The following is a 26,832-nucleotide window of genomic DNA, read 5'->3' on the forward strand; positions in this document are numbered from 1 at the left end:
CATGCCATGCCGTCACCCCCGCCGTCATGATTACCGAGCCCAACCGTAGACGCCTACGGTCTCCGCTTATAGCGGCCATCATGCAAAACCCTCGCTGTTATCGTACAGGAAAAGAGACGATAACGCACCGAGTGGAAGGCAATGGTTACGACCTTGCGCGACCTCAGCGCCTCTTTCTTGCAAGGGCTTCCTCAAGGGGCATGCATCGACGCGGCTCGATAGCGCACGATGCACCCAGGCCCCTACAGCGCGCGGTCCTCCTTGCCACCAGCCAAGCGAACATCATAGGGCGTGGTCTGGTACACGTAGTAGTTCAGCCAGTTGGTGTATAGCAGCTGAGCATGGGCGCGCCAAAACGAATAGGGTGGCTGAGTGGGATCGTCGTTGGGATAGTAGTGCTCTGGCACCTGCGGGGATATGCCCTTGGCAACATCGCGCTCGTATTCTTCGCCCAGGGTATAGCGGTCGTATTCCGGATGCCCAAACACGAAGATGTTGCGGTCATCGGAGCTCTTCGCAAGATACGCTCCCGCCTCTTCCGAAACGGCAAGCAAGTCGAGCCTCGGATGAGCCTCTATATCGGCTGCGCGCACTTCGGTATAGCGCGAGTGAGGCGCCCAGAACATGTCGTCGAACCCGCGCAGCAGGGGCGTCGTGACCTTATCCACGATGCGACGATGTCTGAACACGCCCGACACCTTTCGATCAAGCTCGTGCTTCTGGATGCCATAGTGAAAGAACATTCCCGCCTGCGCGCCCCAGCAAATGTGAAGCGTCGAATGCACGTGCGTCGTACCCCACTCCATGATTTGGCAAAGCTCGGGCCAGTAATCAACGTCTTCGAAATCTAGGCGCTCCACCGGGGCTCCCGTGATGATCATGCCGTCGAAATGCTCATGCTTAATCTGCTCGAACGTACGGTAGAACGTGTCGAGATGCTGCCCCGAAACGTTCTTCGCAGCGTGACTCACCGTATGCAGCAGCGTAATCTCCACCTGCAACGGCGTGTTCGAAAGACGGCGCAGGATCTGCGTTTCCGTGGCGATTTTGGTGGGCATGAGATTGAGCAGCACCACGCGCAAGGGGCGAATGTCCTGATGCATGGCGCGGTACTCGGTCATCACGAAAATGTTTTCCTGCGCAAGCAGGTCGGTTGCGGGCAACGCATCGGGAATTCGTATGGGCATAAGCGCTTACCTTTCAATGAAGCAAAACGAGCAAGGCGCAATAACGCACCGCGTACGCACGGCAGGCCATCCCGTTGGGAAACAAACGCCGACGGGATGGCCGAAAGCGCGATTACAGGAGCGCAAGCGCCTGGTCGATATCAGCAATGATATCCTCGGTTGCTTCGATGCCGCAACTCAGGCGGATGAGGTCGGGGGCGACGCCAGCCGCTTCCAACTCGGCGTCGGTCATCTGCCGATGAGTGGTGGATGCGGGATGCAGGCAACATGTGCGTGCATCGGCCACATGCGTGGCGATGTTCGCCATCTTCAAATGACCCATGACGCTTTCGGCCGCGGCACGGCCACCGACAACGCCGAAGCTCACCACACCGCAGCTGCCGTTCGGCAAGTACTTCTGAGCCAGTGCGTAATAGGGGTCACCCGGCAAGCCGCAATAACGCACCCAGCTAACCTTCGGATGCGACTGAAGGTACCGCGCCACCGCCTCGCCATTCTTGCAATGCTGGGCCATGCGCACGTGCAGGCTTTCCAGGCCCAGATTCAAAATGAAGGCGTTCTGCGGCGAAGGAATGGAACCGAAATCGCGCATGAGCTGCGCCGTGGCCTTGGTAATGAAAGCGCCTTCGTTGCCGAAGTCCCGCGCATACACCACGCCGTGATAGCTGTCGTCGGGCGTGCACAGGCCGGGGAACTTATCGGCATGCGCCACCCAATCGAACGTGCCCCCGTCAACGATGGCGCCACCCACCGCGGCACCATGGCCATCCATGTACTTCGTGGTGGAATGCGTGACGATGTTGGCGCCCCATTCGAGCGGACGACAATTGATGGGCGTGGGGAACGTATTGTCCACGACCAGCGGAACCCCATGCTCGTGAGCAGCCTGGGCAAACAGCTCGATATCCAGAACGGCGAGCGACGGGTTGGAGACGGTTTCGCCGAAGACAGCGCGCGTGTTCGGACGGAACGCCGCATCGAGCTCTTCCTTCGTGCAGTTCGGGGGAACGAACGTGCTTTCAATGCCCATCTTGGCCATGGTGACGGCAATGAGATTGTACGTGCCGCCATAGATGGCCGAGCTCGCGACGATATGGCTACCGGCCTCGCAGATGTTGAAGAGCGCGAAGAAGTTGGCGGCCTGCCCCGAGCTGGTGAGCATTGCCGCAGCACCACCTTCGAGCTGGCGAATCTTATCTGCCACGGCATCATTGGTGGGGTTCTGAAGGCGCGAATAGAAGTACCCCGATTCCTGCAGGTCGAACAAGCGACCCATATGCTCGCTCGTGGCATAGCGCCACGTGGTGTTCTGATAGATGGGAACCTGACGCGGCTCAGCATCTCCAGGATGCCAGCCGCCCTGCACGCACTCCGTTTCTTTCTGATACGTCATATCAAGCCTTTCGATCGGGGGGAAAGCGCTTCTGCGAATAAGTTAATAGGATACGCGTGACGCGAACCATCGCATAATAGCTTTATGCGATAAGCGGTCCCCCATGAAAGCGAAAGGCAACGGCACCGCACGATGAGACAGCAAAATGCCCGAATGCACGTCGACGCGCATTCGGGCATGCCTAGAATTGAAAGAGTGATGGTCTACAGGGGCTTGTCGGAAAGGGCGCGGTTCACCTTGCCATCGCCCAGCTTCACCACGCGCACCGTGTCGCCCACGTGCACCTCGCCGGGCTTCACGACCCAGCCAAACACGCCTTCGCGCGGGAAGATGCAATCGCCCGCGAGGTAGTAAATCGCGCACCGCGTATGGCAGATCTTACCAATCTGCGACACTTCCACCAGCGCACTACCCACCTCGAGCAGCGTGCCCAGGGGCATTTCCTTCATGTTGATGCCACTCGTGGTGATGTTCTCGGCGAAGTCGCCGTAGCCCACATCGAGGCCGTTATCACGCGCGACCTGGATGGATTCCTCGGCGAGGAAGGAGACCTGGCGATGCCAATCGCCCGCATGAGCGTCGCCTTCAACGCCGTAGTCGGCATCGAGGCGAATAACGCCGCTTTCCACGGGAGTCTTGCGCATGCCCTTCTTCGGCGCGATGTTCACGGACATGATGGCGCCCGTATCGCCCTCTACGGGAGCGGGGCCCTGGTCGGAAACCATAAGGGGGTTATCTACGCCCAAATCGTTCGCGAGGGCCTTCGCGGTCTCGTTTTCCTTGATTCGTTTGCAGGTATTCGCGCAAGAAGAAGCCTCGGACATCCGTTGCACCTTTCTTGATAGGCGACGCGACGGCAGCCACCCCGTGCGCCCGGTGCAAGGAATACATCCCGCGCTCCGCTGCACTACGGAATGCCCAGGGGGGGGCACGCGGGTAATTAGGCTTGGCTGAGTATAACACTCATACGGGAATAGAGAAGCCCCGTATGAGATATACGCATAAAAGAGCGCACGCTAGCGCGCGACTACAACCTGGCAGCTTTCCATGACGTCGAGCGCGGCCTCGTGCTTCTGCGGCGTAACGCCCGCGCAGCACGATGCATCGACGAGCACGGGCGTTTCGGGAAGCGCGGCCTTGATCATGAGCGCATTCGAAACCACGCAGATATCGGTGCACAGGCCCACGAGCTCGATGCTTTCCAGATTGCCTTCCCCATGGAGCTTCACGAGCGCATCCACCAGCTCAACGCTGCCGAAGCAGGGCTTTTCGAACGCGATAGCGCCCTTGTCCTTCACAAGCGACTCGATTTCGTCGACGAGATTCCAGCCCCACGTGCCCTTCTGGCAATGGGATACGGGAAGCATCTTGCCCTCCTGCGTTTGCGGATAATCGGCATTGTGGGTGTCGTACGTCACGAACAGGGCGCCGTCGAACGCCTCGATCTTCCCCGCCAAACGGGGAATCATCTCCTGCGCTTCCGCGGTACCCAGGGAACCGGATACGAAATCGTTCTGCACATCCACAACTACCAGGGCTTTCATTCCTCACTCCTCTGCCTAGGCTGCAATTGCGAATACTCTACGCCTAGGCACGCGGGAAAGGCGCGACGAAACGGGAAATGCACTCAAAAGAACCTGCGATGCGCAAAGGCGCCCGCAGCACGCCGCACACCGAAAAAAAATTTTTCACACCAATCAATTATTAGTTGCCCCTCGATTCCTCCATTGATGTGTTATCATCCCGCGATTAGTAACACACCTGTAGGAAATGGACAGACGTACATGAGCAGCGGAATACTCACAGAAGGCCCCATCACCAGGCCATTGCTGCGTTTTGCATTTCCGCTCCTCCTGGGCACCCTCGTCCAGCAGCTCTACAACACCGTCGACCTCATCTTCGCGGGAAACCTCATTGGCACGCAGGCCTCCGCCGCCATCGGCGCGTCAAGCTTGCTCATCACGTGCCTCGTGGGCTTCTTCGGCGGCATGTCGGTTGGTTCGGGGGCGATAATCGCCCAGACGTTCGGCGCGCGCAACAGCGAACGCCTGAGCAGGGCGCTGCATAACAACATCGCCCTCAGCCTCGCAGGAGGCGCCATCCTCATGACGGCGTGCTTCCTGCTGGCCCCCTGGTTCCTGCAGGTTATCAACACCCCCGCGGACATCCTCGACGACGGCGTGCTCTACCTGCGCGTCTACGCGATTTCGCTCTTCCCCGTTATCGCATACAACCTGGGTGCCGGGGCGCTGCGAGCGCTCGGCGACTCGAAGCATCCGCTCTATGCGCAAATAGCGGGTGGCCTTGCGAACGTCGTGCTCGACTACGTAACCGTTGCCGTGGCGGGCATGGGAATCGCGGGGATCGCGTTCGCGACGCTCTTCTCGCAGGGTATCGCCGCCATCTACGTGCTATGGCGCATGACCAAACTCGACGATGCCTACGCCCTGAAGGCTAGTCGCATCGCGTTCGATAGCGACATCCTGAAGAGGGTCATCGCCATTGGCGTGCCCGCGGGAGCGCAATCGCTCGTGATCACGCTTTCCAACGTCATCGCCCAATCGTTCATCAACTCGCTGGGCACCGACGCCATCTCGGCGTTCGCGGCGTACTTCAAGATCGAGCTGGTCATCTACCTGCCCATCGTGGCGTTCGGCCAGGCCATCATGACTTTCGCGGGGCAGAATTTCGGTGCAGGCGAATACGAGCGCATCCGCCAGGGCACGCTCCGTTGCACCGCCATCTCCATGGCCATCGCAGCGGCCACCTCGGTTGCGGCCCTCGCGGCGGGCTGGTTCCTCTTCCGCGTATTCGCAGGCGACCCCGCCGTTATCGAACAGGGCCAGCGCCTCATCGGCGTCACGTTCCCGTTCTACTTCATCTACTGCATTCTGCAGATTACCGGCGACAGCATGCGTGGCCTGGGACAATCGCGCGTTCCCATGGCCATCATCATGCTGAACATCTGCGTCATCCGCACGTTGCTGCTCTTCGCCATCGTACCGGGTAATCCCACGATCGAAAGCGTGGGCGTCACCTACCCCATTACCTGGACGCTCACCTCGGTCTGCATGCTCGCCTATTACATCTGGTACCACATCCGCCAGCTTGGGGCATCGTCGTTCCTTCCGAAGACGAGCGCCCATCCAAGCGTGGCTGGCCACGCCAAACCCATCGAGTAATCAGCAAGAACGAACCGCAGGATTGCAACTTCGAAGGAGACGAGGAACGTGAACAACAAGGAGAGAGCAAAGCGCTGGGCAAACGGCGACGGATACAACCGCTACATCACGTCCGAATTCGAGTCGTTCCGCAAGGAGGCGTGGAAGCGCCAGATTCTCGACCACTTCCCCAACCGCACGCAGCTCAACATCCTCGACGTGGGCTGCGGACCGGGATTCTTCTCGTGCATTCTTTCCGAGGAGGGACACAACGTCACCGCCATCGACAGCTCCGACGGCATGCTCGAATGCGCACGCGAAAACGCCCGCAAGCTGGGCGTATCCCCCACCTTCATCCACATGGACCTCACCGACCTACGCTTCGCCGACAACACGTTCGACGTGCTGGTCATGCGCAACGTAACCTGGACGCTTCAATACCCCGAGGAAACGTACGCCCAGTTCAAGCGCATCCTCAAGCCATACGGCACGCTGCTCGTATACGACGCCAACTGGCAGATGCACTTCTTCGACGACGAGCTCATGAAGAAGGTTCGCGCACGCGAAGAGCGCTACTTCCAGAAATACGGCCGCCGCGAAGTGGTCTCGTGCGGCGACATGGAGTACTACAAGACGGCGCCGCTCACCAGCACGTATCGTCCCGCATGGGACCGCAAGACGCTCGAGCGCCTTGGCTTCGACGTGAAGATCAGCGAAAACGTTGGCGAGCATCTGTACGAGGAATGGGAGAAGGACCTCTACGGCGAATCGCCCCTGTTCGAGGTCTGCGCCACGAAGCAGCCCGAAGGCGTCGCGCTCGACAACATGCGCACGTACTGGAACAGGCGCTCGAGCACGTTCGGCTTCACGAGCGACGAAGACGACCTGCGCGGCATTGGCAGGCGCATCTGCCGATACCTGCCCAATAGGCCCCTCAAGGTACTGGATGTGGGCACCGGCCCGGGCAGCATTGCCTGCGCGATGGCGCTTATGGGGCACGACGTCACGGGCATCGACCTGGCTTCGGAAATGGTCGAGCGCGCACGCAAGACGGCGGCCGCCAAGGGACTGAGCATCCGCTTCCTGAACACGCGCGCCGACGAGCTGCCCTTCGATGACGACACCTTCGACGTGGTCGTGTCGCGCAACCTCACGTGGGCCCTGCCCGACCCCGAGCGCACATTCTCGCAATGGCAGCGCGTCGTGAAGCCGGGCGGCACGGTAATCTACCTCGACGGCAACCACTACCTGTATTTCCACGACGAGGAGGCTCGCCGCGCACGTGAGCTCGTGGAGGAGAAAACCGGTTCGCCCCACGGCAAGGAAGGCGCGCTGAAAATCGACTACTCGCTGTGCGACGAAACGGCACGCGACCTGCCCCTTTCGAAGTTCGATCGCCCCGGCGAATGGGACGAGGTCGCGCTTCCCGCCATGGGATTCGACATCATAGGCAAAGAGGTGTTCACCCCGCAGAAGCTCCTGGAACAGGGAGTCTACGACATGGGGTACTACACGAGCTTCCTCATTGCGGCCCGCAACAACAAGCAGCCCGCAACCGCATCCGAACACGCCGAATAGCAGGTCGTATTCCATGGTTCGCTACATCATCAACCGCATACTCTGGCTCATACCGGTCATGCTCTTCATTTCGCTCGTGGCCTATGCGCTCATGTACCTTTCCCCGGGCGACCCGGCGGTCATCTACCTCACGCAGAACGGCGATGCGCCCAGCGACGAGGCGATCGCCGCCATCCACGAACAACTGGGACTCGACAAGCCCTTCCTCGAGCAATACTTCAATTGGATCGTGGGCGTGCTACATGGCGACTTCGGGACTTCGTTCTACACGGGCAATCCCGTGGCAAGCGAAATCGCGAACTACTTCCCCAACACGCTCAGGCTCGCGGCGCTGGGCATGGCGCTCACGCTGCTCATTTCCATCCCGCTTGGCATCGTCTGCGCCACGCACGAAAACAGGTTCATCGACCTGCTGATTCGTTCATGCTCCTTCGTATGCGGCTCGCTGCCTGGCTTCTTCGCGGCCATGATCCTGCTCTACGTGTTCGCCATCAAGCTGCAGTGGCTGCCCACCGTAAGCTCGGGCAAGAGCATCGGCATCGTGCTGCCTGCCCTTACCCTGGCGCTCACCATCTCGCCATCCTACATTCGCCAGACGCGCGCGGCCATCATCGACGAGATGTCGGAAGACTACATCCGCACGCTCAGGGCGCGCGGCATCCGCGAACGCACCATTCTGTACCGCAACGCGCTGAAGAGCGTGCTGCCCTCGCTGCTCACGCTTGTGGGCCTCACGATGGGCGCCCTGCTGGGAGGCACCGCCATCATCGAAATCGTGTGCACGTACCAGGGCCTGGGCAGGCTCGCGGTGAACGCCATCACGAACCGCGACTACCCGCTCATGCAGGGCTTCGTGCTCGTCACGGCCGCGACGTACGTGCTCGTGAACCTCGTCGTGGACATCGCGAACGCCTACGCCGACCCGCGAATCGCAAAACGCATTGAGACCGAACAGGAACAAGGAGGAAACGTTGCGCCGTTCATCAGCCAAAACAGCTAAACGCCGTCGCTTTACGATCTCGGCCAAGGCGCGCTTCCTCTTCTGGTTCACCGTCGTCCTTCTCATGACCGTGTTCGCATTCGTCGCGCCGTTCTTCGCGCCGCACGACCCGTACGAGATCAACCTGGCGAACGTCACCGCCGCGCCCTCGAGCGAATACCCCATGGGCACCGACTACATCGGACGGTGCATCGAGAGCAGGCTGCTCTACGGTGCCGCACGCTCCATCATCAGCGCCTACGTCGTCGTGGCCATCACGCTCTGCATCGGCAGCGCCATTGGCATCATCTGCGGCTACATCGGCGGCAAATTCGACACCATCGTCATGCGCTTCGTCGACGCGGTGCAGGCGTTCCCGTCGCTCATCTTCTCCATCGCCGTTGCCGCCATGCTGGGCGGCGGCATCGAGAACTGCATCATCGCCATGTGCGCCGTGGGCTGGACGGGCTATGCGCGCCTAGCACGCAGCCAGAGCATCCGCCTGAAGGAGCGCCCCTTCGTGGCAGCCGCAAAGATTTCGGGCATGAGCAGGGTTTCCATCCTCGTGAAAACCATCCTGCCCAACGCCCTCACGCCCCTCGTGGTGTACGCGAGCATGCATATCGGCGGCTCGATCCTAAGCTTCGCCGGCCTGTCGTTCCTGGGACTGGGCACCACCCCGCCCTTCCCCGAGTGGGGCAACATGCTCAACGACGGACGCGCAACGCTGCAGGTAGCCCCCTGGACCGTATTCTTCCCCGGCGCGGCAATCGTGATCGTGGTCATGGTGCTGGGCATGTTCGGAGACAGCGTCAACGCGGTGCTCAATCCGCGCGAACGTGAACGAGCGCGATAGAAAGGGAGGCCCGCGACTAGATAGAAAAGCACTACGCAACAACCCTGGGAGAGTTACAAGGAAGGAATGTTTCACGTAATGAAAAAGAAGGCATTGATTGGAGCGGCACTCGCATGCGCCATGACGGCATGCATCGCCCTTGCAGGCTGCAGCAGCGGCACCGCGGATAGCGGAAGCACCGAGCTGAACATCGTCTGCAACACCAGCAACACGACCACCGCGTTCACCCTCGATCCCGCCGTGCAGTATCAGGGCGGCTCTTCGGTGACCCTGGGCATTTGCGAGACGCTCTTCGAGCTCACCGAAGACGAAACCGACGCAAACGGCATCCTCGCCACCGGATACGAGATGTCCGACGACGGCCTGACCTGGACCATCAACATCCGCGAGAACGTGAAGTTCTCGAACGGCCGCGACCTCGACGCGCAGGCCGTGAAGGAATCGCTCGAGTACGAGCTGAATGGCGTGGAGCGCCTGGCTTCCATGCTGAGCGTCTCGAGCATCGAAGCCGAAGGCCAGACGCTCACCATCACCACGAGCACCGCGGTTCCCACGCTGCCGAAGATCCTCTCCGACACGAACCTGCTGGTGTTCGACACCCATGAAGCCGACGACCTGTCGAAGCACATCGTCGGCACCGGCGCCTACATCCTCGAGAGCGTCGACTCCGACGGCAACTGCGAGATGGTGCGCAACGACAACTACTGGCGCGGCACCCCCATCGCCGAGAAGGTGCACTCCAAGTGCGGCCTCGACGCCACGGCCATCGCAAGCGCGCTGCAGTCGGGCGAACTCGACTGGGGCACCGTGGCCAGCACCGACGCAAGCCTGTTCCAGAACAATCCCGAGTTCAAGGAATACTCCTCCACGAGCAACGGCCGCGTGTACTACCTGTACCTGAACCCCAGCTACACGTTCACCCAGGATTCCGCGGTATGCGAGGCGCTCACCTACGCCATCGACCGCGACTCCATCGTGAGCGGCCTCTACGCTGGCGCCGGCGAGTCCGCGTACTCCATCTTCCCCAGCTACTCGCCCTATTACAGCGACAAGAACGACCAGCCGCACTACGATGCGGACAAGGCCAAGAAGATTCTGACTGACGCCGGTTATGCCGACACCGATGGCGACGGCTTCCTGGACAAGAACGGCGAGAAGCTCACGCTGAACATCACCTGCTACTCCGCCAACCAGTTCCCCAAGCTCAGCGAGGCACTGCAGGCCATGTTCAAGAACATCGGCATCGACAGCGAGATTACGGTCTCCGACTCCATCATGGACGACCTGAAGGCCGGCAACTTCAACATCGCCACCTATGGCTACAACACGCTCACCTACGGCGATGCGCTGAACTACCTCGCCCCCGTCTTCAAGACCGGTGGCAACTCGAACTTCACGAACTACTCCAATGCGACGGTAGACGACGCGCTCACCAAGATGGCTGCCGAATCCGACACCAGCAAGCGCATCGAGCTCGCCCAGACGGTGCAGGCCGAGGTGCTTTCCTCGAACCAGTACATCTACATCATGCGTCCGATTACCTACACGTACGTGAATTCCGATATCTCCACCACCCAGACCGTATTTGGCGCCAACAAGACCGTGGGGCTGTACCTCTGGGCCATCGACAAGAACAACTAGCCAAGATACGAGCACCAAGCGCAAGATAGAGGACCGATGAAAACGCTGCTGGATATATCGCACATCGACGTGGCATATGGGGACAAGCAGATCCTCTTCGACGTCTCGCTTTCCGTTTCCCCCGGCCGCATTTGCGGCATCGTGGGCGAATCGGGCAGCGGCAAGAGCACGGTCATCTACTCGACGCTCGGCATCCTGGAGGGCGGCGAGGTGACGTCTGGGTCGATTCGCTACCAAGACCGAAACCTCACCACCCTCCCCAGCTCGCAGCTGCGCCAAGTCCGCGGACGCGACATGGCGCTCATCGCGCAGAACAGCGAGAGCTCGTTCCATCCCACGCGCAAGATCCGCACGCAGCTCAAGGAGCTCGTAGCCTGCCATAAGGGAGCAAGCTACGACGAAGCCGAAGAGCGCATGTGCCAGCTCATGGCCGCCTTCGGCCTGCCGGACACGCACAAGATCCTGAACAGCCGCCCGTTCGAGCTTTCGGGGGGCATGTGCCAGCGCGTCTCCATCGCCATGGCGATGTGCCTGCGCCCGGCCCTGCTCCTTGCCGACGAGCCAACGAGCGCGCTCGATGTGGTTTCGCAGGCCCAGGTGGTGGACGAACTCGCCCGCGTACGCGAAGACGCGAACGTCGCCATCCTCGTCGTGTCGCACAACATGGGCGTCATCTCGAGCTTGGCCGACGACGTGGTGGTGATGTACGCCGGGCGCGTGCTGGAATGCGGCCCCGCCAACCAGGTCATCGAGAATCCGGCGCACCCCTACACGAAGAACCTCATCCGAGCCATTCCCCGCATGGGCAAGAAGGCGCCGCGCAACATCCGCACCAACGGCCAGGACCGCACCCTTGTGGGGTGCCCGTACCAAAACGAGTGCCCCGCATGCGAAGCCGCCTGCAAGGCCAGCGTCCCGCCGCTCGCAAGCGTCGATGGAAACCACATGGCCCGCTGCATCAAGGCCGTTCAGTAGGGAACGTCATGAACATCCTGGAAATCAAGAACATCTGCGTGAGCTACAAGCAGGGCATCCGCCGCGAGCCCTTCCGCGCCGTAGACGACGTGTCATTCGGCCTGAGGCCTGGCGAGCTGCTGGGGCTCGTGGGTGAAAGCGGCTGCGGCAAAAGCACCCTCTCGCGCGCCATCATGGGCCTCGAACGCCCTCATAGCGGCACGATCGAGCTCAAGGGGCAAGCGCTCTCCTACCCCTACGGGAAGAAGACGTATCGCAGCCTGCAGATGGTGTTCCAGATGCCGCGCGACTCCTTCGACCCGAAACGCACGATTGGCGGCAGCATCACCGCCATCCAGAGGAACCTCGGCACGCCCAAGGGCGAAGCGCGCCAGCGCACGCTGGAGCTTCTTTCGTGCGTGGGCCTCGATGCCTCATATGCGAAGAAGTACCCGCACCAGCTAAGCGGCGGCGAGTGCCAGCGTTCCGCCATCGCACGCGCGCTTTCCGTATCGCCCGAGGTTCTCATCTGCGATGAGATTACGAGCGCGCTCGACGTGAGCGTTCAGGCGCAAGTCGTCGAGCTGCTGGCAGACGCATGCGAGAAGACGAACACCGCCGTGCTGTTCATCTCCCACGACATCGCCCTCGTGCAGGGCCTGTGCAGCCGCATCATGGTCATGCACGAGGGAAAGATCGTCGAGGAGGGCACGGCGAGCGAAGTCGTCGAACACCCTCGCAGCGAATACACGCAGCGCCTGCTTAGCGCGGTGCTGTAGCGCGCGAAACACACGCCGCAAACGAAACGGGCAGGTCGCGAGACCTGCCCGTTTTCATGTTCGAAACGTTAGGGCCGAACGCCGCTACGCGTGAATGCGCGTGCCGCTCTTCCCTGCCATGGCATCGCCCGCCTTATCGAGGCTGCCGATGATGCACACGCGACCGGGTCGGCTTTTCGCAAAGCGGATGCCCGCGCGCACCTTGGGCTCCATCGAGCCCTTGCCGAACTGGCCTTCTGCCAGATAGCGCTCGGCTTCTTCGACGGTGATGTCCTCGAGGTCCTCCTGGTCGGGCTTTCCGAAGTTGATGGCCACATGGTCGACGGCCGTAAGGAGGATGAGAACGTCGGCCTTGCAGTCCTCTGCAAGCAGCTCGCCACCCAGGTCTTTGTCGATGACCGCGGCAACGCCCTTGTACGCGCCCTTGTCGTTGTAATCGCGCACGACGGGCACGCCGCCGCCACCCGTGCAGATGACGATGAAGTCGTTGTCGAGCAGATTCAGGATCGACTCCGCCTCGACGATCTTCTTGGGCTCGGGAGACGCCACCACGCGACGCCAGCCACGTCCAGAATCCTCCACGAACGTCTGCTCGGGATGAGCGGCCATTTCGGCCTTCGCCTGCTCTTCCGAAAGGAAGGCGCCGATGGGCTTCGTGGGATTGGAAAACGCCGGGTCGTCGGGGTCGACTTCGGTCTGCGTCACCACCGAGGCAACATGCCAGCGCTTGTAGGCCTTGTGCAGCGCAACGCCAAGCGCCTGCTGCAGGTGATACCCGATGTAGCCCTGGCTCATGCCTCCGCATTCGGGCAGGTCGAGCATGGGAATGCTCGCATCCGCCTGATGCGCGTACGTGAACGCCTTCTGGATCATGCCCACCTGGGGCCCGTTGCCGTGCGTGATGATGATCTCGTTGCCCTGCGTGATGAGGTTCAGAAGCTCGGGCGCGGCAGCGCGAACGCGTTCGATCTGCTCTTCCGGCGTGTCGCCCAGCGCGTTACCGCCAAGCGCCACCACAACGCGCGTATCGTTATCGACGAAAGCCATAGATACCTACCTTCCCGAAGGCTGCTGTTGCGTGATGCAATGAATGTTACCACCGCCGTACACGACCTGCTCGGACTGCACGCCCATGGCCTTGTAGGCGCCCGCGCCCCACTCGGCGTCGTAGATTTCCTGCAGCGTGCGAACCGCAAGCTCGTCGTTCTCGTCGCCATACTGCGGAACGATGACGCCGCCATTCGTAACCAGGTAATTCATGTACGAGGCGATGAGCGGCTCGTCGGCCACGCGCGGTTCGGCGTTCTCGTCGATGTCGATCGAGTCGCAGGCATCCTGCGTCATGAACAGCGGGCGTACGGGCATGGGGAGCTTGTAGACCTTCAGCTTGCGCCCCTTCGCGTCGGTCGCGTTGGAAAGCGTCTCGTATGCCGCATGGCACTCGTTGTAGAAGGGATACTCGGGGTCGTCCGTCCAGATGCAGGCGACAACGCCAGGCTTGATGAACGTGGCCACGTCGTCGATATGACCGTTGGTCTCCTCGGGGTCGATGCCATCCTTCACCCAGATGACCTTCTCGCAGCCCAGGTATTCCTTCAGATGCTCGGTCATGTAGGCGCGCAGCTCCTCGCTCCAGGGCTCGAGGCCCGTAGCGCTAGCCGTGCGACCGGGGTCGAGCAGGCACATATCGGTGGTGATGACCGTGCCCTCGCCGTCGACGGTAATGGAGCCTCCTTCCAGAATCATGCTCTCGGGGCGATACGTGCGCGCACCAGCCAGCTCGGCGACCTTCACGGCAATCTGCTCGTCCTTATCCCAGGGAAAATACAGGCCGTTTTCGAAACCACCGTAGGCGTTGAAATGCCAGTGGTTGGCGCGCACCTCGCCCTCGTCGTTCACCACGAACGTCGCGCACGTGTCGCGGAACCATGCGTCGTCGGTGGTCATTTCCACGACCTGAACGTTCTCGTCGTTCTCGAACACGGCCTTGGCGTTCGCGTAATCGACCTGATTAACGCACATGGTAACGGGCGTGAATTCGGCAATGGCACGCGCAACGGCAGCGTACTGCTTCTGCGCAGGCTTGGCGCCGAACGACCACGTGTCGGTGCGATGGGGCCAGCCCATCCAGACGCGGCTGTGGGGCTCGAACTCGCCGGGCATGCGGAAGCCGTCGGCCTTGGGCGTGGAGATATCTTCGGTAATGGTTTTCATGCTGAAACCCTCTCTCTTGTTTCGGGTGAGGCGGGGCGGGCATACACGCGCCCCGCCAAATAAGCGCAGTGGAAAGCAGTGGCTATGCGACTAGTCAACCAGCTTCGCCGGGTCATCGCATTCGGGATTGGCAAGCCATGCCTCCGAAAGCTCGGGCGTAAGGCCAGCGAACTCGCGCTCGCGCTTGCCGGCGCACATGACACGCATCACTTCGCCGATCGCAATGCCCACCACGACGCCGATGAGCGGGAACAGATCGACGAATCCAACCGTGCCTTCCGCGATGGCGCCAAAGGGAACTACCGTTGCGATAATGGCCAAAACAAGCTCGATGGCGGGGATAATGCAAGCCGCCTTCAGGAGCGCTCCCTTAAAGGGCACGACATAGGTGCGCTTGCGATTCGGGTCGACCTTGCGCAGCTTCAGGAACGCCGGGAAGATGGGGATGTAGGCCAGCAGCAGGAAGCACACGTTCATGCTGAAGATCGACCAGAACAGGCCATCGGAAATCTCCTCGATGGGAATGAGCTGGATTAGCAGGGCAAGCGTGGCCACGATGCCATTCACGATAGCAGCGCCGGCGGGCATGCCGGTCTTCTTCGACTCGACGGCGAACACGGCAGGCATGTTGTTGTGCTTGGCGCCGTATTCGGCGACGAAGTTCACGCCGAACGACCAGCTGGTCATGTTGGCGAACAGGGTTACCAGGAACACGAGCGAGATGACGATGAACAGCCAGGAGTTCTCGCCCAGCATCGTCATGACGGCCACGATCATGCCGAAATCGGGGTCGATTTCCTCGGCGGGAATGGCGGCGCCAATGCCGAAGCTCGCAAACAGATAGATGGCCGCAATGGCGATACCGCCCAAGATGATGGCCTTCGGGATGTCGGTCTTGGGGTCCTTCATATCGCTAGCGAACGTTGTAACTACCTCAAAACCCATGAAATTGAACAAGATAATCGACAGATACTGAATCGAGTTATAACTAGTCAGATCGGGCAGGAAAGTCTCGGCGGACATGTCGTTCGCGAAGCCATAGGTAAGCGCGAACCAGATGCCCATCACGCCCACGGTGACGGCGATGAGAACCTTCAGCACGGCACCGCCGTTCAGGATCCACTCCGAATCGCTCACCTTGAAGAACGACAGGAACACGACGACCCACACGAACGCCAGCTCGATGGCAAGCGTTCCCGCCACGTCGAATTCGATGCCGAAGCACATGGTGATGATGTCGGGGAACAGCGTGCCCAGACTCGCCATCCACAGCGGGAAGTTGATCCAGTAGTACCAACTCACGCGTGCGCCCCATTTGTCTCCCAAGGCGTTGCGCACCCAGTCGTACAGGCCGCCGTCGCCCTCGTACGTCGTACCCAGTTCGGCGCAAATGAGGCCATAGGGCAAGAGAAACGTGATGATGAGGAATATCCACCAGAAGAACTGCTGATTGCCAATAGCCGATGCGGGGGCTGCCGCCTCGGCCACGAACACGACGCAGATAACGGTGAGGATGACGCTTGCGAATGAGAATTTCTTATCAGATGCCATGATGGCTTCCCTTCTCTAGGATGCGGCGGGTCGCCCCGCCGCATGGCAGCATCTACGCTACTTGCCGAACTTGGCGAGCGCCGCTTCGGTTTCCTTGGCGGCCTCGGCGGCAAGCTTCTCGTCGACGGGCGTTACGGGGCACAGCGCGGCCAGGATCGCGCGGATGGAATGCTTGCGGTTCTCGGCCTCCACCCAGCACAGGGAGCGCTCGGGGTCGTCCATGACCTCGTCGACCACTTCCTCGCCGCGCGTGGCGGGCAGGCAGTGCATGAACTTCGAATTCGGATTCGCGAAGTTCATCATGTCCATGGTCACCTGGTACTTCGGATAGAAGACGTCCATGTAGCTCGCGCCCTCGACCTCTTCGTCGTACAGGCCGTACCAGACGTCGGTGTAGATGAAGTCGGCACCCTTGATGCTCTCGATGTCGTCGGAAATGGTAATCGTGCCGCCGGAAACCTCGCAGTTCGCCTGGCCGATGGCAAGCAGGTCGACCTTGTTCTCCACCTGCAGGCCGCCATCGGTGATCTGATGCCCCTTGGGGCCGAACTGCACGAAGTCCATGCCCATCTTCGAGCAGATGAACATGAGCGACACGCATACCTGCGTCGCATCGCCGATGAAGGCGAGCTTGCAGTCCTCGATCTTCTTGCCCTCGGGCAGGTTCTCGATCATGGTGAGCAGGTCGCCCAGCTCCTGAGTGGGATGGTTGTACTCGCTCATGCCATTGATAACGGGAGCGGCAGAGTACTTCGCCAGATTCACGACGTCCTTATGGCGGTCGACGCGAGCCATCATGATATCTACGAGACTACCCATGACGCGTGCGGTATCCTCGATTGACTCATGACCGCCCAGCTGGATGGTGCCAGGGCCGTAGAACTGAGCATGGCCGCCCAGGTCGGTCATGGCCGTTTCGAAGCTGATGCGCGTGCGGGTGGACACCTGCTGGAAGATCATGCCGAGCGTCTTGTTCTTCAGCAGCTGCGGGTACGTGCCGGCCTCCTTGATGCTCTTCTTCATCGCGAGAGCCAAATCGACCATGTCGAGTAGCTCTTCCTTCGTGAAGTCGTTGGTATCCAGATAATCCTTAACCATTTCGTTCTCCCTTTCTTACTCCGAGAACCTGGCGTTCCATGCGGCGGTTCTCTCCCGCCGCCGCAAGCGCATCGAACCCGCGATGCACGCCTCCTAGGCACAGCATCGAAAAGAGCGGCAAAGATGAAAAGAAATAATCGGGATTAATTTGCGGCACGCACCCCTATAACCAAATTAACCCAGCCGCTGAGCTGGGATCAATTTCAACTGGGTTATATCGGGAAAGTCTAAGGGTTTACCGTGCGGGACATGCGATAAACTCTGCTTCAATGGCTGCATCGTTTGGGGAGGATGCGTTTTGAGCCTTGTGTTCTTCACATACACGCTTACGCTTCTAGTCATCTGCGCGCTCAGCGCTTCGGTATGCGTATCCGCGCATCTGGTATGCCACAGGAAGGTATTCCTTTACGCCGCGGGCATGTTCCTCTTCTACCTCTTCGACGTGTCGTTCATCTTCCAGGAAGAGTTCCTCTCGCAGAATCTGGCATTCGACCAATCGCTGTATTACTCGATCAACTACCCCTATCTGAAGATCGTGGCAGGCGGGGGCTTCCTGCAATGCCTGTGGCTCATTGTCTGCGACTACCTCGACGTACGCAAGCACTCGCTCGTCTTCGGGCCCGCAATCGCCTTCGTAGCGGGAAGCCTGGCGGTGCTGTTCGTGCAAGACGCCGCCTGGAGGCAGTTCCTCTACTACTCCATGAGGCAGGCGTTCCTCATCTTCGTGTCGCTGTACTGCATCCACCGCTACCGTCATGCAACCGACCCGGTAGAGCGCATGAGGTTCGAGCGCTTCAAGAAGCCCTTCATCATCTGCTCCATCCTGGTGCTCTGCATTCTCTGCGAGGACTCCATCGTCATCCTCGCACTCAACCCGGGTTTCATTTCCGCCGATTTCCCGCTCTACCTTTCCGAGCGCAACTTCAGCGAGAACATCATGCTCATCTTGCTGGCCTGGTTCAGCATTCGCTCGTCGGCGCATACGCTCGCCATCAGGTTCGAACGCCCGCCCCAACGCGAGGACACGCCCATCGAGCACCATATCGAGGAGCTGCTCCCCGTCTATTGCAAGCGCTACAACCTGTCCGACCGCGAAGGCGAGGTGCTGCACCTCATCCTGCTGGGGCGCGACAACCAGAACATCGCCAACGAGCTCACGCTGGCTCTGGGCACCATCAAGGCGCACGTGCACAACATCCTGAAGAAGACGAACCAGGAAAACCGCGAGAGCCTAAAGCGCGACTTCTGGCGCGGCTAGCGCTTCCCCATCCGGAACGCTCCCGAAAAATGGTTCGGCTCGACGGGGCTGCAGACCCATCGAGCCGATTGCATAAGGGAGGGTTATGCCAAAAAGTAAGGTGGCCGAACCAGGCTATGCCTGCTTGATGTATTCGGCCATATGCTGTGCCGCAACGCGACCCGATGCCATGGAAAGACCCGAGCAAGAGCCGCCGCAGTCATAGTACGGCGTGCAGAACAGGCTGCCGTTTTCAACGCCGCCCACGTACAGGCCCGGGATGGGCTCGAAGTTCACGTCGAGCACGCGGCAGTCGTCGTCGGTGCGAGCGCCGCCGAAGGTATTGAAGGCGCTGGGGTTGTACTCGAAGGCGTAGTACACGCTCGAGCCGTCTTCCACGGGCCACAGGAACTCCTCGCGCTTGAAGAACTCCGTGTCGTTCTTGGCAGCCACCATGGCATCGTACGTCTTCACCGTCTCGGCAAGGTCGGTCAGGCCCGCGGCCTTGGCCAGCTCGTCGATGGTCTTGCCCTCGTAGATCCAGCCTTCGGCCTTGCCCTTTTCCAGGTTGGCCTGCAGGTCGGGAATGGGCGCGTTGAACATCGTCATGGCCGACGTCCACACCTCGGGCGAGCCGATGGACGCGAAGTAGCTCTGGTTGGCCATGGATTCCACCACGTTACCCGAGAAGATGGCGTAGTAGCTCTTCTGATGCAGCGTGGCCTCGCCACCACCGCTCATGGGCTGCTGGGCGAGCATGTACTCGTCGAGGAAGCGCTTGCCAGACGGGTCGGTTACCAGGCCGCCGTAGAACGCAAGCTGCATAAGCGGGTTGGCATTGAATACCGAAAGGGTCGACTTCTTGTTCATGCCGTAGATGTCGTTCATGCCCAGGCCATGGATGCGGTCTTCCACGCCGCCCGCCTCGAGCACCATCTTCTGGCCGTCGCCCGTGTTGTTCTTGGAGCCCATGTTGGCGATCTCGACCGCGCCGTAGACGTCCTTGAGCATGTCCTCGTTGGCCATGTAGCCGCCCGTGCACACCAGCACGGCCTTGGCCTTCACATCGATGACCTTGCCCTTCTGCTCGCACTGCACGCCCTTGGCAACGCCATCTTCCATGAGGATGTGGGTTGCGGGAGCGCCATAGAGGAATTCCACGCCCTGACCCGTGAGGTACTGCTCGACGGGCAGGCCCTTATCGGGCGTCATGAAGCCGTGAACGTCCACGAAGCCCACGTTGTACCGGTCGCCCAGCAGCTGCACTTCCACGCCCATCTTGGCCAGAATCTCGATATCCTCGGCCAGCATCATGGTGCACTTGCGCAGAAGCTTGGCGTTCACCGTCCAGTGGGCGTACGCGATCATGTGCTTGTACAGGTCGACGAGCGTGAACGTCTGGCCAATGGCCGCGGTTCCCTCGGTTTCCACGGCGCACGTGCCCGTAATCTCGTTGAAGTTCGAGTCGGTGGCGTTGCCCGACTTCGTGACGACGAGCACGTTCTGAACGCCCTGCTTCTTCGCCTCGTAGGCGGCGAAGCAACCCGTTGCGCCGGAACCGACGATGACGATGTCGGCTTCGCGCGTTTCGTCGGCGGTCTTGATTTCCGCGGCTTCGCTGGCTGCGGCAGCCTTATCGGAAGCGCTCTTCGACTGCGCGCAACCGGAAAGCGCACCGGCGCCCGCGATACCTGCGAGCGCAAGGCCCGCACCCGTTAGAAAATTACGGCGTGACATTTCGGCCATAGTTTCCTCTTTCCCTCCGTGATACCAATATGGCTCCACCCTATTGCCGCGCGAGCCATACGTGAAATATCGGTTTGCGGGAAAGCGATAAGGGAAACTTATAGTCCGACGTTATAGGCCTCTTCCATGAACTCGATGAATTTCGCCAGGGCTGGGTTCTCGTTCGACGTGAGGTACGCCCAGCCAACCACGATGTCGGCTTTGTAGTCGGGCACATCCAGCACGCAGTAATCGCCGCCAATGGCCTGCGAAACGTCGGTGGGCATGGCTTCCACGCCAAACCCCATCATCATCGTCGCGAGCGCGATATCCTGGTCCTCCGCGCGAATGATGGGCGTTTCCGGGGAATCGGCCAGATACGGGTATGTCTCGTACAGATAGAGGTCGTTCTCGCAGTCGGCGATGATGTGGGGAAACGAAAGAAGGTCGCGCACGGAAAGCCCCTTCGCGTTCGCAAGCGGATGGTCGGCGCTCACGATGAGGCAAAGCGGATTGCCCTCCACGCCCGTATAGGAAACGCCAGGACGCGTCTCGCTGCCCAGCGCCGTGACCATGGTGTCGTAGTAGCCGTCTTGCAGCTCCTGCAGCTGCGTGCGCGAACGCGAGCGGCGCAGCTTGAGGTCGACTTCGGGATAGCACGAGGTAAAATCGCGCAGTGCATCGAAATACGTCGTCTGGCCCGAATTCGCCACGCCCACCGTTAGCTCGCCTGCCGAGCCATCGGCAATGGCGCGAGCGCGTTTCGCCGACTTGTCGAGCGCCTCGATCACGTTCAGCGTGTCGTGGTAGTACGCACGTCCCGCCGCGGTAAGGCGAACGCCCTTCGTAGAACGCACGAACAGCGGGAAGCCCAGCTCATCTTCGAGCGCCTTGATCTGCTGGCTAATAGCCGGCTGCGCAACGTGGCATTCTTCCGAAGCGCGCGTGAAGCTCAGCGTGCGCGCCACCGCCTTGAAGTATTCGAGCTGCGTCGTCCTCATTGCACCCCTCCTCGTTATCGTGCATAGGCATTCTACCCTCGCATGCGCGCAAACGAAAACGGGGCCGCCTATTCGACGACCCCGCACGCAGCACCTCTGGATTATGCGCTACAGCGCGTACTCCACGGGAGCTTCCGTGAAGGAGCACACGGAAGCGGTGCCCTCGGTGAAGCGGAAGACGGTCATGACGCCATCGTCGGCAGAATACATCTGCGTCAGCGCGGGATTGGCCTCGAGCATGGCCACGCGGGCCTCGCGACGCGTATCCTCTTCGACCACGCCACGCAGGCGAATCCACGTGCCCTCGACCATGCCGCTGATGGCGATGTGGCCATTGGCCTTCATCTGGTTGTACACGTCCTTCTGATTGCCGGTGACGATGTACAGGGAGCCTTCGAACTCGCTCACCGCGCCGAAGGGGCGCACCTGGGGAACGTCGCCGTCGACGGTGGCCAGGTAGAACGTACCGCACTTAACCAGATAGTCATGAACCTTTTCCATGGGAATCCTTTCGTGATGTGTCTCTGTTCCCTTGCACAACGTATTAAACGTATATAGGATGGCTCAAACAAGTACGTTATTTTTTGATACCAGTATCATTTACGATACCTAGGAGCATCGTGGAACAGAAAGACCTCTTCGGCATTTGCCCATACGTCACATCCCAGAAAGTCCTTTCGGGGAAATGGTCGCTCTTCATCCTGCACTTGCTGGCAAACGGCCCGCTGCGCTTCAACGAACTGCAGCGCCGCATGCCCGAGGAAATGACGCACACCACCCTTTCCCGCCAGCTGAAGAGCCTGGTGAACAATGGGCTCATCGTGCGCAACGTGCAATCCGACATTCCCCCGAAGGTCGAATACGAACTCAGCGACATCGGCCGCGAATTCAAGTCTGTGCTTTCCGCGCTCGAACTATGGGGCAACAAGTACATCGAGCACCTGAAGGAACGCGCCGAATAGCACCCACCCAAAGCGAACCCAGGCAGCGACGAGCTAGTCGAGAATGCGCCCGTCGAGGGAGATGGTCGCCACGCGCCACGGAATGAATTTTCCGCTCGCCTTCAGGGCCTCCACCGCCGCTTGCTCCAACCCGCCGCAGCAAGGCACCTCCATGCGCACGATAGTCACGCTCTTGATGCCGTTCCCTTCGATGATCTGCTGCAGCTTCTGCGTGTAATCCACCATATCGAGCTTCGGGCAGCCGATGAGGCACACGCGCCCGCCAATGAACTCGTCATGGAACGCGCCATAGGCATAGGCGCAGCAATCGGCGGCGATGAGCAGGTGCGCCCCATCGAAATACGGGGCATTCACGGGCGCCAGCTTGATCTGCACGGGCCAGTTGCCCAAGCGGGACTCGGACGCGGCCCCAGAGGCGCTCACGGGCGCTTCGCCAGCAGCGGAACGCGCGAAGCTACGCACGGCCGCACCCGGGCACCCGCCTCCCGCGTGATGCGCCGAAGCAGAGGCAGCCCGCTTGGCCTTGGCGGCTTCCACCGCAGCCTCGTCGTATGCGGCAGCTTCGCGCTCCACGAACGTAATGGCTCCCGTCGGGCACTCGGGCAGGCAGTCGCCCAAGCCATCGCAGAAATCGTCGCGCATAAGGCGCGCCTTGCCGTTCACAATCGCGATTGCGCCCTCATGACATGCATCGACGCAGATGCCGCATCCATTGCACGCTTGCTCGTCGATTTGAATAATCTTGCGAATCATTTCCAGCTCCTTTTCGTTGGCTTCCACAAGCAGCCTATCCAAATGATTCACGCGCGTATGTTGTCATAACAACATACAGGCCATACGATATAGAGCATCATGTGAACGAACCATTACGGGACACGGTGAGGGGACGACGATGCACGACGCATCCCTATTGACGACATGCGAGCTCTTCGGGGGAACCACCGAAGAGGAAATCAAGTCGATGCTCGGCTGCTTGGGGTCGCGCGTGAAAACGTACCGCAACGGCGAGTACATCCTGCACATGGGCGACATCACGCCCGATGTGGGCCTCGTTCTGGAGGGAAGCGTGTCCGTGGAAAACGTCGACGTATGGGGCGACGCGCGCGTAATGCGCACCTGCTCGATCGGCGAGCTCTTCTGCGAGGAGCAGGCGGCCATCCCCCGTGAACCGCTTCTGGTGAACGTAGTCGCGCGCGAGAATTGCCGCATCATGTTCCTGAACGCAAGCAAGGTGCTTTCCACCTGCCCGCACGCATGCCCACATCACCGCCGTCTCTCGCTGAAGCTCACGACGCTCATCGCACGACGCAGCCTGGGGCTTTCCCAGCAGCTCTTCCACACCACGCCGAAATCGATTCGCGGGAAGCTCCTCTCGTACCTGTCGTACGAATCGGAACGCGCGGGTTCAAGCGAATTCGACATCCCCTTCAACCGGCAGCAGCTGGCCGACTATCTGGGCGTAGACAGAAGCGCCATGTCAAATGAGATTTCCAAGATGCGCGACGAGGGCATTCTGGAAAGCAGCCGCAGCCACTTCGTGCTGAACGCGAACGCCACGCTGTAGGCGCGCTTCAGGCGCTTACATATTCCATTTCATAATGGTCTTGCCCATGGGCTTGCGCGTGTCGGTATCGAATGCGTGAGCGATGTCGCGAATCGAAGCGACATCCACGACCGACCCCACGAGAGAGCACAGGTAGTTCGCCACCTGCGGATGGTCGCAATACAGCTGCAGCGTGCGCTCGAAATCCTCGCGGCCGCTACGACTGCTGCCAAACAGGCGCAGGCCCTTTTCCAGTACCATGCGCGTATTCACGGGCACGGGATTTTCGGACACGCCCATGAGGGAAATTGTTCCCTCGGGCTTGATGGTGTCGATGATCTGGCCAATCGCGGATGCGGCACCGTCGCCGCCACAGCATTCGAACGCGTGGTCGATAAGCGGGGCGTTAGCGGCATCGGTGGTGAGGAACGTCTGGTCGACAAACGTGAAGTCGGAAAGCTTGTAGGCGTTGCGCCCGAATACCACGATGCGCATATCGGGGTACAGTACGCGCAGCACGAGCGACACGATGAAGCCCACATTGCCATCGCCCCACACGCCCACCGTCTGGCGGCGCGCATGGGCAATCTCGCCGAATCGCGTCACGGCATGCACGGCAACGCTCACGAGCTCCGTGAACGCGGCCACCTCGTCGGAGATGGAATCGGGAAGGGCGATGACGCGCGATGCGGGCAGAACCACCAGCTCGCGCATGAAGCCGTCGTACCCGCTGCCGCAGAACTGGCTGCTGCGCAGGTAATTCTCTTTAATGACCTCGTCGGTTTCAACGGGATTGTTCGGAAGCATCACCACGCGCTGGCCTGGCGTGAACGCGCCGCTCGCATCGCAGGCCACACGGCCGATGCCCTCGTGGATAAGCGCCATGGGCAGCTTCTTCGCCATTGCGCGCGCCGAACGACGACCCTGGAAGTAGCGCTGATCGGCATTGCAGATGGAAAGGTGCGTGGGACGAATGACGACATCGCCCTCGCCCACCGATACGTCCACCTGCACGGGCTCGATAGTGCGCGGCGAAACAAGACGGTACACGCAATTAAGCATGATGCGCCTCTTCCTCCTGCTCCATCATCGCACGGGCAATGCGCATGTCGCTGGTGTACGTGAGCTTGATGTTGCTCTCGCTGCCGCGCACCATGGCCACCTGCTCGCCCTTCAGCACGAAGACCTTGCAAGCATCGGTGAGAATGGCCTTCTCCTCGTCGGTGAGCTCCTGGAAGAGCATCTTGAGGCGCTTGGCGTTGAACGACTGGGGCGTCTGGCCCTGGTAGTATTCCGCGCGATTGGGAATGGCTGCGATCATCTGGGAATCGACGCTGTGCACGATGGTGTCGGTTGCGGGCACCACGGTATCGCAGGCACCGTATTCGCGCGCTGCGGCAATGTTCTCGACGATGATGCGGTAATCGACGAACGGGCGCACCGCATCGTGCGTGACGATGATGGTATCGTCGCTTAGGCCGTATTCGCGCTCGATATGCCCGATGGCATTCATGATGGTATCGTTGCGCTCGGCACCGCCAGCCACGATGTCGATGCGATCTTGGAACGCGCCCAGGTAGCGACTCACGATATCGTGCGTCTGCTGCAGCCACGTGGCCGGGGAAAGCACGATGATCTTCGAGAATTCATCGACGAGGCAGAACTTCTCGATGGTATGCACGATTACCGGGCGGTCGCCCATCATCCAAAACTGCTTCGGCTTGTTGGGGTTTCCCATGCGGGTCCCCGAACCACCCGCCAAAATAGCTGCGTATACCATTGAATCCTCTATCTATCGCACGTGACCTGCAAATAATGAGCGCGGGCAAGACCCCGCGCTCCCCCTAACATATTTACGCCGAGGCATTCGGCGCTTTACTTCCCGTGTCGGGTAGCTGAATAATCTCGTTGTTGTAATAATCGACGGCATCTTCGATGGCACCATCGTACATCATCTTGCCCTGCTCGAGAACGATGCCCCTCGTGCAGAACTCCTGAGCGGCCTTCGATTCGTGCGTCACGAACATGATGGTGACGTCTTTGTTCGACATGATGTCGGACATGCGCTCGATGCACTTGGCGCGGAACTTGCGGTCGCCCACGGAAAGCGCCTCGTCAACCACCAGGATGTCGGGCTCGATCGTAGCTGCCAGCGCGAAGCCAAGGCGCGCCTTCATGCCGCTCGAGTACATCTTCATGGGCTGGTCGATGTAGATGCCCAGTTCGGCAAAGTCGACGATCTGCTCTTCCAGTTCCTGGAATTCAGACTTCTTCATACCCAGCACCTGGCTGCGCAGGGCGAGGTTCTCGCGACCGGTGAGCTGGCCGTCGAAGCCGGCGTTCAGCTCGAGCAGCGCGCTCACCCTGCCATTCACGGTGATGGTTCCGCTCGTGGGATGGCTCACGCCCGTGATCATCTTCAGCGCAGTGGACTTGCCAGCGCCATTGCGGCCCACCAGGGCCACGGCCTCGCCCTTCTTCACTTCGAAGGAAAGGTCGTCATTGGCGTTCACCACGCCTACGAGCGAGCGCGACTTCGTGTTGAAGATGCCCAGGAAGCGGCTGCGCTCGTTCTTGTAGAGCTTGTACTGCTTGGTTACGTGCTCGAACAGGATGGCAGTCTCGTTGCTGGTTGCCGTATGGGCATCGCGTACCAGACGCACCTGATGGAGCTTTTCCTCGGCGCTAGAGGGCATCGGACACCTCCTCGTTGAAGTGCTTGTACACGAGGAGCATCACGACGAGCGTGGCGAAGAAGACGATGCAGAAGCACCCGAAGAAAACCGGGTCATCCCAGAACCAGACCTTCTCGCACAGGGCATCGCGAAACGCCGTGACGAAGAAGGTGATGGGATTGAAGAGCATGATGTCGGCCGCCCAGCCAAAGCCCGCGGGCCCCAGAATCTCCATGTTGAATAGGATGCCCGACAGCCAGAAGAAGGGGTTGTTCAGCGCCTTCATGAGCTGGCCGAA

At 60.4% G+C, this 26,832-nt stretch carries 25 protein-coding genes and 1 pseudogene; 10 read left to right on the forward strand and 16 right to left on the reverse strand.

Annotated elements, in window-relative coordinates; translation table 11 throughout:
• Positions 1–242: 242 nt before the first annotated feature.
• From metA to AC04P6_RS05850, 4 genes are all read right to left on the reverse strand, one after another.
• On the reverse strand, positions 243–1,187 hold the full coding sequence (gene metA, locus AC04P6_RS05835; protein WP_475565681.1) for a homoserine O-acetyltransferase MetA: 945 nt from the start codon (positions 1,185–1,187) through the stop codon (positions 243–245).
• Positions 1,188–1,299: 112 nt separating this feature from the next.
• Positions 1,300–2,580 (reverse strand): O-acetylhomoserine aminocarboxypropyltransferase/cysteine synthase family protein, encoded by a 1,281-nt coding sequence (locus tag AC04P6_RS05840; protein ID WP_475565682.1) that lies wholly within the window; start codon positions 2,578–2,580, stop codon positions 1,300–1,302.
• Positions 2,581–2,783: 203 nt separating this feature from the next.
• Positions 2,784–3,404 carry an MOSC domain-containing protein gene (locus tag AC04P6_RS05845; protein ID WP_475565683.1) on the reverse strand — a complete coding sequence of 207 codons (621 nt, stop codon included), beginning with the start codon at positions 3,402–3,404 and terminating at the stop codon, positions 2,784–2,786.
• Between the two features lie 192 nt (positions 3,405–3,596).
• Positions 3,597–4,124, reverse strand: a complete 528-nt coding sequence (locus AC04P6_RS05850; protein ID WP_475565684.1) for a cysteine hydrolase family protein — start codon at positions 4,122–4,124, stop codon at positions 3,597–3,599.
• A gap of 240 nt (positions 4,125–4,364) precedes the next feature.
• On the opposite strand from AC04P6_RS05850, the gene AC04P6_RS05855 reads away from it, so the two are divergent.
• The 7 genes from AC04P6_RS05855 (at position 4,365) to AC04P6_RS05885 (ending at position 12,528) form a co-directional block, all read left to right on the forward strand.
• Positions 4,365–5,762 carry an MATE family efflux transporter gene (locus tag AC04P6_RS05855; protein WP_475565685.1) on the forward strand — a complete coding sequence of 466 codons (1,398 nt, stop codon included), beginning with the start codon at positions 4,365–4,367 and terminating at the stop codon, positions 5,760–5,762.
• Between the two features lie 48 nt (positions 5,763–5,810).
• Entirely contained in the window at positions 5,811–7,319 is a 1,509-nt protein-coding gene (locus AC04P6_RS05860) for a class I SAM-dependent methyltransferase (RefSeq protein ID WP_475565686.1), read from the forward strand.
• 13 nt (positions 7,320–7,332) lie between these two features.
• A complete protein-coding gene (locus AC04P6_RS05865) occupies positions 7,333–8,319 on the forward strand; it encodes an ABC transporter permease (protein WP_475565687.1) in 987 nt (328 codons plus the stop codon).
• On the forward strand, positions 8,291–9,154 hold the full coding sequence (locus tag AC04P6_RS05870; RefSeq protein WP_475565688.1) for an ABC transporter permease: 864 nt from the start codon (positions 8,291–8,293) through the stop codon (positions 9,152–9,154). The genes AC04P6_RS05865 and AC04P6_RS05870 overlap by 29 nt, the downstream gene beginning before the upstream one ends.
• A gap of 78 nt (positions 9,155–9,232) precedes the next feature.
• The gene (locus tag AC04P6_RS05875; RefSeq protein WP_475565689.1) at positions 9,233–10,795 is read left to right on the forward strand and encodes an ABC transporter substrate-binding protein; all 1,563 of its coding nucleotides are present in this window, start codon (positions 9,233–9,235) and stop codon (positions 10,793–10,795) included.
• A 36-nt stretch (positions 10,796–10,831) separates the two neighbouring features.
• Entirely contained in the window at positions 10,832–11,770 is a 939-nt protein-coding gene (locus AC04P6_RS05880) for an ABC transporter ATP-binding protein (RefSeq protein ID WP_475565690.1), read from the forward strand.
• Between the two features lie 8 nt (positions 11,771–11,778).
• A complete protein-coding gene (locus AC04P6_RS05885) occupies positions 11,779–12,528 on the forward strand; it encodes an ABC transporter ATP-binding protein (protein WP_475565691.1) in 750 nt (249 codons plus the stop codon).
• 84 nt (positions 12,529–12,612) lie between these two features.
• On the opposite strand, the gene arcC is transcribed toward AC04P6_RS05885, so the two are convergent.
• The 4 genes from arcC to ptcA form a co-directional block, all read right to left on the reverse strand.
• A complete protein-coding gene (gene arcC / locus AC04P6_RS05890) occupies positions 12,613–13,575 on the reverse strand; it encodes a carbamate kinase (RefSeq protein ID WP_475565692.1) in 963 nt (320 codons plus the stop codon).
• Positions 13,576–13,581: 6 nt separating this feature from the next.
• Complete coding sequence (aguA, locus tag AC04P6_RS05895) at positions 13,582–14,742, reverse strand: agmatine deiminase (RefSeq protein WP_475565693.1); 1,161 nt, start codon at positions 14,740–14,742, stop codon at positions 13,582–13,584.
• 90 nt (positions 14,743–14,832) lie between these two features.
• On the reverse strand, positions 14,833–16,293 hold the full coding sequence (locus AC04P6_RS05900; RefSeq protein ID WP_475565694.1) for an APC family permease: 1,461 nt from the start codon (positions 16,291–16,293) through the stop codon (positions 14,833–14,835).
• Positions 16,294–16,350: 57 nt separating this feature from the next.
• A complete protein-coding gene (ptcA, locus tag AC04P6_RS05905; protein WP_475565695.1) occupies positions 16,351–17,391 on the reverse strand; it encodes a putrescine carbamoyltransferase in 1,041 nt (346 codons plus the stop codon).
• A gap of 307 nt (positions 17,392–17,698) precedes the next feature.
• Here ptcA and AC04P6_RS05910 point away from each other — a divergent pair, with 307 nt between their 5' ends.
• On the forward strand, positions 17,699–18,649 hold the full coding sequence (locus AC04P6_RS05910) for a LuxR C-terminal-related transcriptional regulator (protein WP_475565706.1): 951 nt from the start codon (positions 17,699–17,701) through the stop codon (positions 18,647–18,649).
• A gap of 114 nt (positions 18,650–18,763) precedes the next feature.
• Here AC04P6_RS05910 and AC04P6_RS05915 read toward each other — a convergent pair whose 3' ends face one another.
• The 3 genes from AC04P6_RS05915 to AC04P6_RS05925 form a co-directional block, all read right to left on the reverse strand.
• Positions 18,764–20,374: an FAD-dependent oxidoreductase gene (locus AC04P6_RS05915; RefSeq protein ID WP_475565696.1), complete on the reverse strand. Its 1,611-nt coding sequence runs from the start codon at positions 20,372–20,374 to the stop codon at positions 18,764–18,766.
• A gap of 98 nt (positions 20,375–20,472) precedes the next feature.
• Positions 20,473–21,354, reverse strand: a complete 882-nt coding sequence (locus tag AC04P6_RS05920; protein WP_475565697.1) for a LysR family transcriptional regulator — start codon at positions 21,352–21,354, stop codon at positions 20,473–20,475.
• A gap of 108 nt (positions 21,355–21,462) precedes the next feature.
• Entirely contained in the window at positions 21,463–21,855 is a 393-nt protein-coding gene (locus AC04P6_RS05925) for a pyridoxamine 5'-phosphate oxidase family protein (RefSeq protein ID WP_475565698.1), read from the reverse strand.
• A gap of 119 nt (positions 21,856–21,974) precedes the next feature.
• Between AC04P6_RS05925 and AC04P6_RS05930 the strand changes: the two genes are divergently transcribed.
• The gene (locus AC04P6_RS05930) at positions 21,975–22,316 is read left to right on the forward strand and encodes a winged helix-turn-helix transcriptional regulator (RefSeq protein ID WP_475565699.1); all 342 of its coding nucleotides are present in this window, start codon (positions 21,975–21,977) and stop codon (positions 22,314–22,316) included.
• Positions 22,317–22,349: 33 nt separating this feature from the next.
• Here the strand turns inward: AC04P6_RS05930 and AC04P6_RS05935 are convergent, their stop codons facing one another.
• Positions 22,350–23,069 carry an ATP-binding protein gene (locus tag AC04P6_RS05935; RefSeq protein ID WP_475565700.1) on the reverse strand — a complete coding sequence of 240 codons (720 nt, stop codon included), beginning with the start codon at positions 23,067–23,069 and terminating at the stop codon, positions 22,350–22,352.
• Between the two features lie 139 nt (positions 23,070–23,208).
• Between AC04P6_RS05935 and AC04P6_RS05940 the strand changes: the two genes are divergently transcribed.
• On the forward strand, positions 23,209–23,880 hold the full coding sequence (locus AC04P6_RS05940) for a Crp/Fnr family transcriptional regulator (RefSeq protein ID WP_475565701.1): 672 nt from the start codon (positions 23,209–23,211) through the stop codon (positions 23,878–23,880).
• Positions 23,881–23,895: 15 nt separating this feature from the next.
• Here the strand turns inward: AC04P6_RS05940 and AC04P6_RS05945 are convergent, their stop codons facing one another.
• The 4 genes and pseudogenes from AC04P6_RS05945 to AC04P6_RS05960 all read right to left on the reverse strand — a co-directional run.
• Positions 23,896–24,921 (reverse strand): alcohol dehydrogenase catalytic domain-containing protein, encoded by a 1,026-nt coding sequence (locus tag AC04P6_RS05945; protein WP_475565702.1) that lies wholly within the window; start codon positions 24,919–24,921, stop codon positions 23,896–23,898.
• The gene (locus AC04P6_RS05950) at positions 24,914–25,639 is read right to left on the reverse strand and encodes an IspD/TarI family cytidylyltransferase (protein WP_475565703.1); all 726 of its coding nucleotides are present in this window, start codon (positions 25,637–25,639) and stop codon (positions 24,914–24,916) included. Before AC04P6_RS05950 ends, AC04P6_RS05945 begins: the two co-directional genes overlap by 8 nt.
• A gap of 73 nt (positions 25,640–25,712) precedes the next feature.
• Positions 25,713–26,555 carry an ABC transporter ATP-binding protein gene (locus AC04P6_RS05955; RefSeq protein ID WP_475565704.1) on the reverse strand — a complete coding sequence of 281 codons (843 nt, stop codon included), beginning with the start codon at positions 26,553–26,555 and terminating at the stop codon, positions 25,713–25,715.
• A pseudogene (locus AC04P6_RS05960) lies at positions 26,545–26,832 on the reverse strand (ABC transporter permease); the annotation flags it as partial. The gene AC04P6_RS05955 and the pseudogene AC04P6_RS05960, both read right to left, overlap by 11 nt.

It is taken from the genome of Denitrobacterium sp. (genome assembly GCF_056180635.1).